Raw genomic sequence first — 15,456 nt, 5'->3', positions numbered from 1 at the left:
GTTCCCGCTGTTACTTTGCATCCAGCGTCGAATAGGTGCCCCTTCCGATCGCGAGCAGTGAGCCTTTCTCGTCGAACACGTCGACATCAGCGACGCCGACGCTCTTGCCGGCGCGGCGCACGCGTGACACTGCAACCAGCGCCGTATCGACCGCAGGCTTGAGATAGTCGACGCGGAAATTGACGGTCGGCAGGCCCCGTCCGACCATCATGCCAACGGCAAAATCGCCGATAGTGTCGATGACAGAAGCGATGACGCCGCCGTGCCACTGCTTCGAGCCGGGACGACGCTCGAATTCCGGACGCATCGCCGAGCGCATGGTGACTTCCTGCTTGACCGGATCGGCGTCAATGACGGTCAGGCCGAGGAACAGATTGAACGGCGAGACATCCAGCATCTTCTGGATGTCGGCGGCCGTAAGGGTCGTGACTTCTGTCTTGCTCACGGCGTCACCACGACTTTGCCGAACACCGCCCGATCTTCGATCACGCGTACGGCTTCCTTGGCCTGTTCGAGCGGATAGGACTTGTCGATCAGGACCTGCAGCTTGCCCGCCTGCACCAGATCGAACAGCTTTTCGATGTCCTCGCGCTCCCAGCCGTTGGAGCCGAGGACCTGCAGCTCGAAGGTCCATATGAAACGGATGTCCTCGGTCGGCGCATACCCGGCCGTGGCGCCACAGGTCAGCAGACGCCCCCCCAGCTTCAGGCAGCGAAGCGACTTCACCCAGGTGTCGCCCCCGGTAAAATTGACGACGACGTCGACGCCGCCGCCTTCGACGAAACGGCGGCGATGCGGCTTGCCGTGGCGCTCGAAGACTGCCTTCATGAAATCGGTCTGCGTGTAGAGAATGATTTCGTCGGCGCCGAGCTCCTTGAGCCGCCGCCCCTTCTCCTCGCTGCCAGCACAAGCGATTACATAGGCGCCCGCCAGTTTAGCGAGTTGCACGCAGCAGACGCCGACACCACCGCTCGCGCCGAGGATCAGTACTTTTTCGCCCGGCTTGATCTTGCCGATCGTGTTCATCATGCGGATCGCCGTGCCGTAAGCCACCGGCAGCGCCGCCGCCTGCTCGAAGCCGACATTGTCGGGAATCTTGACCAATTGGTGCGCCTTGGCGCGGCAATATTCCGCGAGGCCCCCGTCCTGTGTCTCGCCCATCAGGCCGCCCTCGACGCGGTTGACCGGATCAATCAGCACGCGATCGCCGACCTTCCAGCCGGTAACGCCCGCGCCGAGCTCCGTGATCTCACCGACCACGTCGAGGCCGATGATGACCGGCAGCGGCACCTTGATGCCGGGCATGCCGCGGCGGGTGAACACATCGTGGTAGTTAATCGAGGAAGCCTTGACCCGCACGACGACATCACCCTCCGCCGCCTTCGGCGTTGGATAATCCGGCACGAATTGAAGCTTGTCGTTGTCACCATGTTCGCGAAGGATTACGGCACGCATCTTGTCATCAGCTCCGTGTTAGGCCGCCGCGGCAAGCGACCAGGTCGCCAGTCCGTCGATCGCCTGTTGAGTTATCGAGATCGCTTGTTCGGTGGTCTGCTCGCGCCAATTGGCCGATACCGGCACGTAGCAGTCGTGAAGATCGGCTCTCAAAAGCCGCACCCGTTCGCTGTCGCGTTCGGCCTTGAACTTGAGCCAGAGATCGAGTTGCAGCGCGCGCCGGACATGGACGCCGCGGGTGCCGAACTCGACGACGGCGCCGACCATCGGCCGGCGGCCAAGGAATTTCGTCAGGCCGTGGAACACCAGCCCTTGATAGTTCGGCCGCGCCATGTTGTGCGGTCGCTGGCCGATGATCCGGTCCTTGCCCCACCAGCGCACGGCCTCGGCATGCAGCGGTCCGTTTTCGTCGTTGAAGCAGAGGAAGAACGATTCGCCCCAGCCCCCGATACCGGTATGCCAATCGATGAAGCCGACGCGCTCGGCCTGACCGAGGTGATCGGCGACGATCTTCTCCAGCGTAACATTCGACCACTCGCGCGCGGTGCCGCCGAAATTGTTGCCATTGGGGAAGTCATACTGCCCGCTCGCCAACACATTGAACAATGCGTCATCGCCATGGGCAGCACGAAAACGATCGAGCGCTGCGGCATAGGCTTGAAGGGCCGCGGGCGTCCAATCATCCGGGACCAGATCCGGATACAGCGTTGCGTAGCCGGGATTGGACGGATGCGGCGCCTCGTGATCGACAAAATTCCGATTGAGATCGACGTTATTCTCGGTCGTGCGGGTGCCCCACGCGAAACCATAGGGATTGATCGCATGCACCAGCAACACGGAGACACCAAGCGGCAGCGCGCGCGCCGGGGCATTCTTCATCCACGCAACCTGCGCCGCCGAGCCGCTGAGACCTTCAAGGCCGTGCGTGCCGCTGATCACGATCAGCTGCGACGGGGCGGCGGCATCGCCGAGCCGCGCGACGTCGACCACGAGATCCTGGCCGTCAGGCGTCCTCAGGGCCGGATGACGATATTCGGAAAGCACGCCGCCCAGTTCCGCCGCAGTCGCGCGGAATTTGGCGCAAGCGCCCGGATAGTCCAGGGCAAAGCTCTCGGTGAAATCGGTCATCATGGCACCGTGAATCCGAGTGCCACGTTGGCGGCATCCGCATGGCTGACGATGATCCCGTCGGCGTAGGGCCGGTAACCGATCCCCGACCTCTCGAACACCGTCCGCGGAGCCTCGAGCGAAGGCACCTTGAACATCAGTGCGACCATGCGATCCGAGCCGTTCTCGCTCACCAGCGCCGCGTCGGCATAGCGTTCGGCAACCGCCGATGGCTCCAGCACACGGATGGTGGCGGTCCCGGCGCGGAACAATACGCCGCCAGGCACCTCAGTGAGCAAAGGCACGCCGAACATTCGCTCATACAGTGCAGCGGTGCGCGACGGCGCTTTCGACGCGATGACGAATTCGACGATGTCGGTGGCACCGTTCGGGTGCGCACGCCATTCCGGTCGGTAGACCAGTTCCGGAGTATCGTGGTGGCAGAAGAAGGTGCGGCCGTTTTGCACCTCTTCGCCGCTGACGCGAACCACCCTGAAGCGCGCGTCCTGCGCACCACCCGCAAGCGACACCGGGCGCGAAAAGCTCATCGGCTCTTCCGCTGGAATGCCGCGCTGTTTCAAGGCGGCAAAGACAAGGTCGGGGTCGACCGATTTGAACACCAGCCCGGTCAACCCGGGCGGATGTGCCCACAGGTCGGCGCGCCTGGTCTCGTTCCCCGGCAGATATCCGAGCAGTTCCAGGTAGTTCTCGCCAAAGATCGCGAGGTTATTGCTCGAGCCGAGCGAATGATGACCACGTTCCGTCAGTTTGAAGCCGAGCCGGTCATATTGCGCGGCCGCCTCGTCGAGCTTCCCCATCACATTAATGACGGCGTGATCGAGAACGGGCTTCACTGCATCGATAGTCAGAGCCATTTCACTCACTTCCTTACCAAACCTACTCGCGGCTCGCTGATTTTCAGGCAAGATCGGTGCCACTTCAGGATTTCATTCCCTGCGCTGCACGCGGATGAGACGCTTGTTTCGTCATGGAGAAATCCACGGCAGCGTCGGCGTGCAGCATCGTCGAGTCGAACACTGGAAGATCAATGTGTTGCGGTCCGACCAACAGACAGATTTCGGTACAACCGAGGATCACGCTGTCGGCACCGTTTAACTTTCCGCGCGCGATAACATCGAGGTAGCGGCGGCGCGACCGCTCGCTGACGACGCCTTGGCATAGCTCATCGAAGATGATGTCATGGACGGCGATGCGATCTGTTTCGTCGGGAATGATCGGATCGAGCGCAAACTGCTCGCGCAGCCGCTGCACATAAAAGTCCTGTTCCATGGTGTAGCGTGTCGCGAGCAGCAACGGGCGCTTGCATCCGCCGGCCTTGATCGCGCTGGCGGTAACGTCGGCGATATGCAACAGCGGGATCGATACCGCCCGCTGCACCTCGTCCGCGAGCTTGTGCATGGTGTTGGTGCAGATCAGGAGGCAGCCGGCGCCGCCCTCCTCCAGCTCGCGGGCGATATTTGCAAGAATCCTGCACGCTTCGTCCCAGCGTCCCTGCTTCTGCAGATTGACGATGGCATCGAAATCGACCGACCTCATCAGGATTTCGGCGGAGTGAAGCCCGCCCAACCGGGTTCGGACCTGTTCATTGAGCCGTCGATAATAGACGGCGGTACTCTCCCAACTCATTCCGCCGATCAAGCCAATCGTTCGCATTTCCTGTTGCTCGCTCCACGCGACATTTCTGCCTTGTGGAAAGACTAGCAACGCCGTTGCGCAATTCGGTTGCGTATCGAGGACTTATAGGAGCTTCGAGCTGAAAATAGACTTCATAGTTCGAGCGAATTCTGGAATAGGATTTCACAATCTTGGGGCGTCCCGAGTTGGACATGCTGCGGGACTCATTATTCGCTATTCGTTGTCCTCAGCGCGACAACCTGTCTTCCGTACGGATTGATCGACGGTTCTTCCGTCTGCTCGTCGAGGCTTAGTCGTTGGCGACGGACCCGTGGTCGTTCAGGGCGAGCTCGGCACTAGCCCTTTGAATAATTGTCAAGAATGTCGTTAGCCGGGCGATCACCCTGCACCGAGAGCGTCTCAGCCATCAGTCCCGCGATCTGTCGGGCATCATCCTTGCCGGTCTCGATGAGCCCCGCGATGGCGCCGCGCTTGTCGGCGTCACTGTAGTGCCGCTTGATGTTGAATTTGGGTTCGAGCCGCGTCACTGCCATCGAGAACCCAACGATGTGCGGCATCAAGGCGGCGCGGCGCTGCGGGCTGTAGTCCGCGATCGACCACTGGGTGGGAAAGCGGCTTTCATTGACACGCACCAGGTCATCGACAACCTGATCGAGCCCAGCGCGGTCGAGCAGGCGGACGTCACCATGGGCATGGACCACCGCATACGACCAGCTCGGCGCCGCCGGACATTCCTTCGTGTACCACTGAGCCGACACGTACGCATTCGGGCCGTTGAAGACGAACACCGCCTTCGGCTGGCGCTCCAGAGATTTCCAATGCTCGTTGGCGCGCGCGACATGACCGCGGATGTGGGTTACCGCACCGTGTTTCACATCAACCAGCACCGGGATGTGGGAGAAATGCAACTCACCGTTTTCGGTCGAAACCAGAAGCGCGAAGCCGAGCTCCGACATAAGGTCGATAGCAGCAGCGTCGGTCGTCAGAGTGCGTTCGGGACGGTAGAACATGCGAGACCCTCCCGTCAGGCAACGTGCGCGGGCTTGAAAGCCTGAGGGTAATGTCTTATCGCAAACTCCGTGGTGATCAGCCCCTGCTCGAGGTCACGCTCAACGAGTTCGACCGGGCGCTTCGCAGGATCGCCCCAGCCGGCGCCGCCGCCGACGGTGAGCTGAACGATATCCCCTTTCTGCAGGGTCATGACCGCGGTGGTTGGCAAGTCGATGACGTCTTTGCCACGGATCACCTTCAACGATGCGAGGGCTCCATCGGCACCGCCCATCCTGCCGCGTGCCGGATAGAGGAAGTGCTCCGAGTAGTAGCTGAGGACGACGTTATCCTCCAGCACCTGGATGGCGCGCGTAAAGCCTAGACCACCGCGCCATTCCCCCGCGCCACCGGAATTCGGAACAAGGCCATAACGCAGCATGCGGATATGAGGGTGGATCTGCTCAATCGACTCGATCGGCGTATTGCGACTCGACGACAAGACGCCGGCGAGGGCGTGCGCGCCGTCGTAGTCCGGCGCACCGCCATAGCCGCCGCCAAGCACGTCCGCGTAGATGCGGGTGCCGCCGTTCGGCCGCTCCTGCACGAGGTAAAGGCCGGTGGTGGAATTGAAGCCCTGCGCGGGAACGCGATCCGGAATCGCCTTTCCGAGCGCCTCATGTATCGCATCAAGCACGCGATAGGACACGGCGATGCGGGCACGCACCGGTCGGCCGGGCGTCGGATTGACGATCGTGCCCTCGGGCAGTCCGATATCAATCAGACGATTGCAGGCATCGTTGGCCGGAATGTCCTTGTCAGCAAGCAGGCAGCGAACAGCCGAGATCGCCGCAGCGATCGACGAGGATTTCGAGCTGTTGAACATGCTGTGCACCTCCGGCGCCGTACCGGCGAAGTCCAGCACCATGGCACCGTCACCGACCGTAACGGTCGCAACGACCTTTAGCGGAGTATCGCCACGTACGTCCGCGTCGATCCAGGCCTCGCCGGTCCACGTTCCGTTCGGAATCGTCGCGATGGCCGCCCGCATGCGGCGCTCCGTATAATCGAGCGTCTCTGCCATCGCGCGGACCACCAGATCGTATCCGTGACGTTTGGCGAGTTGCTGGAGACGCTCTATGCCGGTCCGATTGGCGGCAATCTGAGCGTAGAAGTCGCCGCGGCCGACTTCTGGCGTCCGAACGTTGGCGAAGATCAGGCGGTCGATCGCGCCGCCCATCAGGTCCCTTTCGACATCGATCAGCAGCGGCGGAATGACAATGCCTTCCTGCAGCAATTCGGTCGCATCAATGTTGATTCCGGCGCCGCCGCCTCCGACGTCGAGATGATGCGCCGTATTGCCGACCCATCCGATCAGGACCTCATCGGCGAACACCGGCTGGAAGATGATGAAGTCGTTGAGATGCTGGCCGCCGGCATAGGGATCGTTGAGCAGGATCGCGGAGTTGGGCCCGATCCCGGAGATGTCGAGTTGCGCGACCGACGCCCTGAACGCTTCGCTCAACCCGCCATTGTGGATGGGGATCATTTCGGCCTGCGACACCACGTTGCCGCGCGCGTCAAGGATCGCGGTCGAGCAGTCGCGGGCTTCGCGAACGATGGTCGAGAACGCAGAGCGGACAAGAATCGCGCCCATCTCGTTCGCGATTGCACGGATCGCGTTGGCGAGAATCGCGAGCTTGGTCTGTTCGCCGAACATCACTTTTTCTCCAGCAGCAGATCGCCGCTCTCGCAGCAGCGCGCCATCCAGCCCGGTGGCACCAGTGTCGTGGTCGTTGGCTCTTCGACAATAACCGGGCCCGTGATTGTCTCGCCGAAATCAAGGTCAGAACGATCCATGAAGGTCGCGGTAATGGATTTGCCCTGTAGGACGATGTCGCACGTCTCGCGCGTACCGTTCCGACCAGGATCTCCCTTGGGAGTAACAACGTTGAGCTTGTTCTTGCGGGTAAGCCGCGCCCGCGCATTGACGATCTGAACCGGCAGGTTCGATCGCGTGTAGCCGTAGCGCGCGCGGTGCAGGCTCTCGAAAATGGCACGCAAATCCGACGGGCTTGCCCGTGCCACGTCCGTCCAGACCGTCAACTCGAATCCCTGGCCCACGTAGCGCAGATCGAGTCCCATTTGGACGTCGTAGCTGCCGGCGGCCAAGCCGAGGCCCGCGGCATAGCCGTCACATGTCGCGGCCAGATCGGCTACGCCGATCTCGGCGAGCGTTTCGGCGGTCAAGGGCTGCAATCTCGCCTTGATGAAGTCGACTTTGAGGTCGGCGATCAGCAGGCCGAAAGCGCTGGTGATGCCCGGCGACCACGGAACAAGAACGCGGTTCATGCCGACCTCGTCCGCCACTGTCGCGGCGTGCAGCGGGCCGCCACCGCCATAAGCCACGAGCGTGAAGTCACGCGGATCGATCCCCCGCGCGGTCGAGACAAGACGAACCGCCGCCGCCATGTTGCTGTTGACCATCTGCAACACGGCATCTGCCTTATGCCTGAGGTCGCCCGGCACCTTCAGCGACGCGAATGCATTTTTCGCGGCCCCGACATCGAGCTTCATCTTGCCTGCAAAGAAGTGCGATGGCCGGAGCAGTCCGGCGATCAACTGCGCGTCTGTCACGGTCGGCAGCTTGGCGCCGCGGCCGTAGCATGCCGGTCCTGGTTCGGCTCCTGCACTGGCCGGCCCGACATTGAGGAAGCCGCCGGAATCAAGCGCCGCGATGCTACCGCCGCCGGCGCCGACCGTGACCATGTCAAGCGCGGTCGTGCGGATCGGCAGGTCGTCGACCATAAGCTCTTGTACGACCCGCGGCTCCAACATCGGCGCGACCGCCACATCCGTGCTGGTACCCCCCATATCGATCGTGATGATGTCTTTGATGCCGTTGCGGCGTGCGAACCATGCGGCGGCCTGAACTCCTGCGGCCGGCCCCGACAGCAGCATGCGCACGGCGTTGTCGCCCGCCGCTTCCGCCGGCATGATGCCGCCATTCGACTGCATGATCTGCAAGCCGCTGCTGCAGCCGCGATCGGTCAAACCGCGATCCAGCCGATCGACGTAGTCAACGACCACCGGGGAGACGAAGGAATTGACCACCGTCGTCACGGTGCGCTCGTATTCACGGAATTCAGGCGATACGCGGCTCGAACAGCCGACGCGCGTTGTGGGGCTCATCGAGAGAATGAGTTCGCGCAAACGATCCTCGTGAACGCCATTGCGGTAGGCGTGCAACAGGCAGATCGCAATCGACGTCACGCCGCTGTCGAGGAGGAACTGGATTTCCTGTTGTGCCACCTCTTCATCGAGGGCCTCGACCACATTGCCGCGCCCGTCGATGCGTTCAGGGATCTCGCGGATGAAGCGCCGCTCTACCGGTGCGCGGGGTTTGTGATAGAAAGCCGTATAGATGTTGCCGACGCGATCGTGCAGGCCGATTTCGGTGATGTCGCGAAAGCCTTTGGTGGTAAGAAGCCCGGTGCGCGCGCCGCGCCGCGTGATCAGCGCGTTGGTGGCGATCGTCGAGCCGTGCGAGAAGCGCGTTACCTCCTTTAACCGCACGGCAGCCTGATCGACCGCGTTCTCAACTGCCTTGTGGACCTGGCTCGGTGTCGATGGAACCTTGCCGACGGAGACTACGCCTTTCTCGTCCACCCAGACGAGGTCCGTAAATGTCCCGCCAATTTCGACGCCAACCTGCATTCTTCACCCGTTGGATTTGAAGTCGCTCAAGACCGCAGAAGGCCGGCGCGGCGGATCTTCTCGCGTTCGATCTCGAAGTTCTTCCTGATCACCTCGCCAAAATCGGCGCCATCTCGATATTGGATCGACTGCCCGTACTTTTCCTGGATCGCGACATGTTGCGGATCAAAAAGCGCCAGTTTGAACGCGTCGTGCAGCCGCTGGACCACCTCCTGTGGCATTCCCTTTGGACCAATCAAGCCGTTCGGACTCGCTGCGGTGACATCGTAGCCGAGATCGTAGAGGGTCGGCGCGTCAGGCCAACGCTTCAACCGCTCGTCAGAGAAGACCGCGAGCCAGCGCGCCTGCCCGTTGTCGACCAGATCGCCGAGGATCGTGCCGCCCGCGTGGGCGTCGATGTGGGCGCCGAGCAAGGCGGCGATGCCCTCGGAGTCTCCTTTGAACGGCACATGGATCAGCTTGATCTTCTCGATGTCGGCGACCTGGACCATCGCGAGGTTCTGCGCGGTCGCCGGACCGTTCGTCCCATAGTTGACTTCCTCGGGCCGCTTGCGGGCCTCGGCGATAAAGTCGCCCCAGGTCTTGAACGGTGAATCCTGGCGAACGACCATGCCGACGTTGAAAGCGCCGATCTGGATGATCGGCGTGAAATCCTGCAACGCGTCATAGGGCGTCTTCTGCATGAGCTGGACGCGCAGAACCGCCGAATGAGTGACCGCGATACGGTAGCCATCGGGCGACGCCGACAGCATCGCAACCGCACCGAGCGTGGCACTGGCCCCTGGACGGTTTTCCACGACGATCGGCTGGCCGAGGTGCCCTGCCGCGGCAGTCGCCAGTACACGGAATGTGGTATCGGCCGTTCCGCCGGCCGGAAACGGAACGATCAGCGTGACAGGCCGTGACGGAAATTTATCGTTCGCCCACGATCTCCTGGGCCACGACGCGGCCAGGGACAGCGCACCCACACCGCCCAACCACGACCTGCGAGACAGTCCGACCATGGTGACCCCTGCTCCCTACGATTTGTGAAGGAAGCTTACTTGCGGGCCACAAATCTGATAAATCGAAAGATCATAATGATTGATCGATTCTATGAATATAACGAGCCAGGATCTCCATATCTTCCTCACCCTCGCTCAGGAAAAAAACTTCACCCGGGCGGCCGCGCGATGCGGGCTGTCGCAGTCGGCGTTCAGCACCCGCATTTCGTCGCTCGAACACGCGTTAGGAGCCAAACTGTTCGACCGGACCACACGCAGGGTCGAAATGACTCCCGATGGTGAGGTCTTCGAGCCTTTCGCTCATCAGTTGCACGCGGATTTGTCCGACGTTATTCAGATTTTCCGCGACCGGGCGGCGCGCCGCCGGGGCCGGGTGTCGATCGCGGCACTGCCATCGGTCTCTGCCGGTTGGATGCCGAAAATACTATCACGGTTTGCAACCCGGCATCCAAACGTTCAGTTGTCGCTGACCGATGCAATAGCGGAGACGTGCGTATCATTGGTGCGCAACGGCGACGTTGACTTTGCCCTGTCGACACTTGACGGTGCAGAGGACTTGGACGGGCAGGTCGTGGCAACCGATCACTTCTACCTCGTGTGCCGCAAAGACCATGAATTGCTGGCGAAAAAGAAGATCGCTGCCGCTGACATCGCGTCGTATCCGTTTATTCACCTGACACGCAACAGTAGTGTTCGCCGCGCTCTCGATGCCGCCTTTGATCGCGTGAAACTAAAAGCCCATCTCGAAGCGAATTACATGGCGACGCTTGCCGGCATGGTGGAGCGGGTCTGGGCATCACAATAGTTCCGTCGCTTAGCCTCCACCAGTTCGAGCGTCCGACACTTGGCGTCAGAGTTCTGCAAGCGCCACGGATCTCTCGTCCGATCTATCTGATCCGTCGGCGCGGTCGCACATTATCGGCAGCCGCTGAAGCACTCTTCAACGAGATCCGCCGGACAGACTTCGAAGAGCCTTCGATCACGCGCAAGCGCACCTAGGGCGAACGTAGTCTTAAACAATTGGTCCGGGCGCCACGTCGAGTTGCCTGGTCCGGCACATCCGTCTCCCTGCGACACGCTCCACATCGCAATTCGGCGCTCGGAACAAATGTACCTCATAAGTCACAAAAGTGTCGTCGACCTCCATTAGGAGTCGCCTCCTCTCAGGCGCAAACGATGGAACGACATGCAAAGTGGTGAACCGACGCCGATCCGGCTTGCTCAGGACGTAAACGGAAAACTCCGCGCGTGGCCCGAGCGGCCAAAGATGGCCAAACATCGGTTGAAAGCCGGTCGCACCAGCGACCCAGCACGGCTACTGCGCGAATGTCGCGCCTCTTTCGTGCCGCTCAACGACGTGGATGCATGAACGTGCGCCGCGCCATCCTCGTCATCCTCGACGGCTTGCGCCGGGACCTCATCAGTCCCGAGACTACGCCGCACGTAGCCGCCTTCGCCGCGCACGCCGAGCAATTCTCAGACTACAGCACGGTCTTTCCTTCATGCACGCGCGTGGTCTCCGCCAGCCTCGCCACCGGCTGCCTGCCGGCGCACCACGGGCTCCAGGGCAACACCATGGTCCTCGTTGAAGACGGCCGCCTTGTGCGTCACGATGCGGGGCGGCCGGATTTTCTCCAGCACAAAAGACGTGTCACCGGACGGTCCCTTGGCATTCCGACTCTTGCCGAGCGGCTGCGTGAGCACGGTGGTGCGGTGATCTTCAGCAACGTGTCGCCTGGTGCGGCCTATGCTCACGATCCCGACGGCCACGGACGCATCTATCATCGCGCCGGCTCGTTCGGGCGAGGCCGCATTCCCCTGCCCGAAGCTGAGCAGCTTCGCGTGAGCCTGGACGTGGCTGGCGATCGAGCCATGACCGAGCGTTTCATTGCGGAAACTGTGCTGGCCGCGGGTCCTCCAGCCCTCACTCTGATGTGGCTGGGCGAACCCGACTCGTCCCAGCACGCACTGCCGCTGGGCTCGCCCGAACATCTGGCGGTCCTGACGGAAGCCGATCGGAACGCGAAGCGCGTCATGGACGCTGTGGCGCAATTGCCCGACCGTGAGGATGTGCTCTTTCTCCTTGGATCCGATCACGGTCATCAAACCGTGAGCGGCGTCATCCACATCGAGGCCGAGCTGGTCGCCGCGGGCCTCAAGGGAAGTCTCGATTCCGACGAGGTGGTGGTCGCCTCCAACGGCACTTCGGCACTGATCTATCTTCACCCGGACGCCGCCGGGCGCGAGGCGGCGATCGCAAGCTTCCTGGCCGGCCAAGATTGGGCCGGCACCGTACTGACCGGGGCCGAGTTGCACCGTATTGGGCAGTCCACCGACAACGGACTCGCCTGTGCCGTCTCCATGCGCGAGACCGAGGCTCCCAACGCTTTCGGCATCGTCGGGACAAGCTTTGCCGCCAAGCGTTCCGAAGGCAAGGAAGATGTCATCGGCGCAGGTCAGCACGGTGGGCTTGGGGCTGCAGAGCAGTCCCCTTTCCTGATGATCTCAGGTCCGGGCTTCTTGGCCGGAGCGGTGCGCTCCAAAGCAGCCTCGGTTATCGACATCGCGCCGACCATTCTTGCTCATCTCGGTCTGCCCGGCTCCGGCACAGACGGCAACGCGCTGCAGCGAGGCGGCTGTGGCTGAGATCGAGCTGCGCGCCATCGAGAAGCGCTATGGCGAGGTGCCGGTCCTGAAGGGCGTCTCCCTGAAGATTCAGGACGGAGAATTCCTGACCCTGGTGGGACCGTCCGGCTGCGGCAAGTCCACCTTGCTGCGGATCATCGCCGGGCTCGAAGATCAAGACGCTGGCGAGGTGAGCGTGGGCGGCCGGACCGTGGATGGTGCCCGTCCAAAGGACCGCGACGTCGCCATGGTGTTTCAGTCCTACGCCCTCTATCCCCATCTCACCGTATTCGACAATATCGCGCTGCCATTGCGCACGCGGAGACTCTCCTTCGCACAGCGCCTGCCGCTGATCGGACGGCTGCTGCCGGGTCGCACCGGCATCGAAAAAACCATTCGCGTGGAGGTGGAGCAGGCCGCCGCCATGCTCGACGTGGCCCATTTGCTCCACCGCAAGCCCGGCCAGCTTTCCGGCGGCCAACGCCAGCGCGTCGCCCTCGGGCGCGCAATGGTGCGGCATCCCACCGTCTTTCTGATGGACGAGCCGCTATCCAATCTCGACGCCAAGCTCAGAGTGCAGATGCGCGCGGAAATCACCGCGCTGCACCGCCGCCTCGGCGTCACCTTCGTTTATGTTACGCACGACCAGTCGGAGGCCATGACGATGGCGGACCGCGTGGCCGTGGTGATCGGCGGCGAGCTGCTCCAGGTGGGCCCTCCAGACGAGCTCTATCGCGACCCGCAGGATCTGAGGGTGGCCGAGATGATCGGCAGCCCCAAGATCAACGTGGTCGCTCGCGGCCATTGGGCGGACGATCGACCGATTCTGTCGGCAGCCCTTGCACCGCAGACCAAGCACCTCGCATTTCGTCCTGAAGCAGCCGTCCTGACCACGCCAACCGCTGGCCTGCCCGGTGGCACCGTGACGGATCTTGAAAATCTTGGCTCGGATATCTTCGTGCATGTGGCGCTCCGCGACGGCTCGGAAACCGTCGTGATCCGCACCGCACCCGACGAACCACGCCTTTCGCTCGGCTGCGCGGTTGGGCTCAAGGTCGATGCCGCGCGACTGATGCAGTTCGATGAGGCTGGCAGACGCTGCGGCGATATCGAGCAGGTGGCAGCATGAGCGTGATGGCCTTGGCCCACCGCCGTGCTCGCCCGGCTGCCCGTCGTCGGCAGCATCAGGCTGCAGAGGCCACCGTCGGCTGGCTCGCCGTCTCGCCGGCCTTGATCCTGCTCATCTGCCTGCTCTTTGGCCCGGCCGCGGCGGTGATCCTGTTCTCTTTCACCGACTGGCAATTGGGCGCCAGCACCTTCCGTTTCGTCGGTACCGAGAATTTTGCTGCGTTGTGGGCGGACCCGCCCTTTTGGAAGGCCCTGATCAACACCTGCATCTATGTGGCTATCGTGGTGCCGGGGACGGTGGGGCTTGGCCTTGCCACAGCTCTGCTCATCGAAGCGAGCCCTGGCCTGCGCGGCTTCTATCGCGCGGTGCACTTTCTGCCAGTCATGTCCACCATGTCGGCCATGGCCGTGGTGTGGGGCACCATGCTTCATCCCAGCATCGGCCTGGTCAACCGGACGCTCGCCGTATTCGGCATGACCGGCATCAATTGGCTGCGGGACGAGCACACCGCGCTCCTCGCCGTCGCCCTTATTGGCATTTGGCAGGGTTTTGGCTTCGCCATGGTGCTCTTTGTCTCCGGCCTGAAGGCGGTGCCCCAGCAGCTCTACGATGCCGCTGCAGTCGATGGCGCGGACGGCCTCTTTGACCGGCTGCGCATCGTGACTCTCCCCATGTTGGGGCCGGTCACTATGTTCGTCATCGTCCTCACCGCAAGCCGCGCCTTTGAGGTGTTCGATAGCGTGCGCGTGCTCACCCAGGGCGGTCCGAATTACGCCTCCGAGGTTCTACTGAATCGGCTCTATTCCGAAAGCTTCGACTATCTGCGCACCGGATACGGCGCGGCCCTGACGGTGGTCTACCTTGCTATCGTGATCGCCCTCACGATTGCCCAGGCGCGGTTCATCGAACGCCGGGTGCACTATTCATGAGTGCACACCGCCCCCGACGCCGGCTCACAGGTCGCATCGCGCGCCACGTCTTGCTCGTCGCTTCCGCAGCATTCGCGTTGCTGCCTTTCGTATGGATGGTCAGCTTATCCCTGAAGCCACCGGACGAAATCTTTCAACCCGACTTCCATCTTTGGCCCCAAACCTTCCACGGCGTCGAGAACTATCGCGTTGCGCTGACCGCAGCGCCGATGCTCCGCTTCCTGCTCAATGGCGTCTTCGTCTGCGCGGTCATCTTCGCGCTGCAGCTCGTGATCTGCGTGCCATGCGCCTACGCCCTTGCCAAGCTGCGCTTCCGCGGACGTGACACTTTGTTTTCTGCAGTGCTGGTTGGGCTTCTCGTGCCGCCGCAGGCACTGGCTATTCCCCATTTTGTCCTCCTCTACGTCTTCGGGCTGCTCGACACCTACGCGGCTCTCATTCTTCCCTGGATCATCTCTGCCTTCGGTATCTTCCTGCTGCGCCAGTTCTTCCGATCCATCCCCGACGAGATCATCCACGCCGCCCGGCTCGATGGGCTCGGTGAGTTCGAGATCATCTGGCGCATTATGATGCCCATGAGTGCCCCCGCGCTCGCCGCCTTCGGCATCTTCTCGGTAGTGGCCCACTGGAATGACTTGTTCTGGCCACTCATCGCCGTGCGGAGCGAAGAAATCTCGACACCGGCGCTAGGCATTCTCCTGTTCCGCGATGACGAGGCCGGCCAATTCCTCGGCGCACTGATGGCCGGCGCCACGATCATCGTCGCCCCGCTGCTGCTCGCTTTCCTCTTCGCCCAGCGCCGCTTCATCGACGGGCTGGCGACCACCGCCATGAAGTAACTAAAGGA

At 62.3% G+C, this 15,456-nt stretch carries 13 protein-coding genes and 1 pseudogene; 5 read left to right on the top strand and 9 right to left on the bottom strand.

Annotated features, from left to right (window positions below):
- Positions 1 to 10: 10 nt before the first annotated feature.
- The 9 genes from ACZIRK_RS09555 to ACZIRK_RS09515 form a co-directional block, all read right to left on the bottom strand.
- Entirely contained in the window at positions 11 to 445 is a 435-nt protein-coding gene (locus ACZIRK_RS09555) for a PaaI family thioesterase (RefSeq protein ID WP_463327246.1), read from the bottom strand.
- Complete coding sequence (locus ACZIRK_RS09550; RefSeq protein WP_463327245.1) at positions 442 to 1,455, bottom strand: quinone oxidoreductase family protein; 1,014 nt, start codon at positions 1,453 to 1,455, stop codon at positions 442 to 444. Before ACZIRK_RS09550 ends, ACZIRK_RS09555 begins: the two co-directional genes overlap by 4 nt.
- A gap of 18 nt (positions 1,456 to 1,473) precedes the next feature.
- Positions 1,474 to 2,586: a M14 family metallopeptidase gene (locus tag ACZIRK_RS09545; protein WP_463327244.1), complete on the bottom strand. Its 1,113-nt coding sequence runs from the start codon at positions 2,584 to 2,586 to the stop codon at positions 1,474 to 1,476.
- Positions 2,583 to 3,437, bottom strand: a complete 855-nt coding sequence (locus ACZIRK_RS09540; protein WP_463327243.1) for a VOC family protein — start codon at positions 3,435 to 3,437, stop codon at positions 2,583 to 2,585. The genes ACZIRK_RS09545 and ACZIRK_RS09540 overlap by 4 nt, the downstream gene beginning before the upstream one ends.
- Positions 3,438 to 3,501: 64 nt before the next feature.
- Positions 3,502 to 4,236, bottom strand: a complete 735-nt coding sequence (locus ACZIRK_RS09535) for an aspartate/glutamate racemase family protein (RefSeq protein WP_028161985.1) — start codon at positions 4,234 to 4,236, stop codon at positions 3,502 to 3,504.
- Between the two features lie 317 nt (positions 4,237 to 4,553).
- Positions 4,554 to 5,228 (bottom strand): FMN-binding negative transcriptional regulator, encoded by a 675-nt coding sequence (locus tag ACZIRK_RS09530; RefSeq protein WP_130222778.1) that lies wholly within the window; start codon positions 5,226 to 5,228, stop codon positions 4,554 to 4,556.
- 14 nt (positions 5,229 to 5,242) lie between these two features.
- The gene (locus ACZIRK_RS09525; protein ID WP_463327242.1) at positions 5,243 to 6,925 is read right to left on the bottom strand and encodes a hydantoinase B/oxoprolinase family protein; all 1,683 of its coding nucleotides are present in this window, start codon (positions 6,923 to 6,925) and stop codon (positions 5,243 to 5,245) included.
- On the bottom strand, positions 6,925 to 8,922 hold the full coding sequence (locus ACZIRK_RS09520; protein ID WP_463327241.1) for a hydantoinase/oxoprolinase family protein: 1,998 nt from the start codon (positions 8,920 to 8,922) through the stop codon (positions 6,925 to 6,927). The genes ACZIRK_RS09525 and ACZIRK_RS09520 overlap by 1 nt, the downstream gene beginning before the upstream one ends.
- A 26-nt stretch (positions 8,923 to 8,948) precedes the next feature.
- A complete protein-coding gene (locus ACZIRK_RS09515; RefSeq protein WP_456641185.1) occupies positions 8,949 to 9,926 on the bottom strand; it encodes a Bug family tripartite tricarboxylate transporter substrate binding protein in 978 nt (325 codons plus the stop codon).
- Positions 9,927 to 10,017: 91 nt separating this feature from the next.
- Between ACZIRK_RS09515 and ACZIRK_RS09510 the strand changes: the two are divergent.
- The 5 genes and pseudogenes from ACZIRK_RS09510 to ACZIRK_RS09490 all read left to right on the top strand — a co-directional run bounded on the left by ACZIRK_RS09510 (position 10,018) and on the right by ACZIRK_RS09490 (position 15,448).
- A pseudogene (locus ACZIRK_RS09510) lies at positions 10,018 to 10,925 on the top strand (LysR family transcriptional regulator).
- A 366-nt stretch (positions 10,926 to 11,291) separates the two neighbouring features.
- Positions 11,292 to 12,572, top strand: coding sequence for an alkaline phosphatase family protein (locus tag ACZIRK_RS09505; RefSeq protein ID WP_463327240.1), 1,281 nt, complete (start codon positions 11,292 to 11,294; stop codon positions 12,570 to 12,572).
- Positions 12,565 to 13,680: an ABC transporter ATP-binding protein gene (locus ACZIRK_RS09500; protein WP_463327239.1), complete on the top strand. Its 1,116-nt coding sequence runs from the start codon at positions 12,565 to 12,567 to the stop codon at positions 13,678 to 13,680. Before ACZIRK_RS09505 ends, ACZIRK_RS09500 begins: the two co-directional genes overlap by 8 nt.
- Complete coding sequence (locus ACZIRK_RS09495) at positions 13,677 to 14,609, top strand: carbohydrate ABC transporter permease (RefSeq protein ID WP_456641189.1); 933 nt, start codon at positions 13,677 to 13,679, stop codon at positions 14,607 to 14,609. Before ACZIRK_RS09500 ends, ACZIRK_RS09495 begins: the two co-directional genes overlap by 4 nt.
- The gene (locus tag ACZIRK_RS09490) at positions 14,606 to 15,448 is read left to right on the top strand and encodes a carbohydrate ABC transporter permease (protein ID WP_463327238.1); all 843 of its coding nucleotides are present in this window, start codon (positions 14,606 to 14,608) and stop codon (positions 15,446 to 15,448) included. The genes ACZIRK_RS09495 and ACZIRK_RS09490 overlap by 4 nt, the downstream gene beginning before the upstream one ends.
- Positions 15,449 to 15,456 lie beyond the last annotated feature (8 nt).

This window comes from Bradyrhizobium sp. Leo114 (assembly GCF_055229415.2).
Note: the sequence above shows the minus strand (reverse complement) of the source record. Positions and strands in the feature narration are given on the sequence as shown.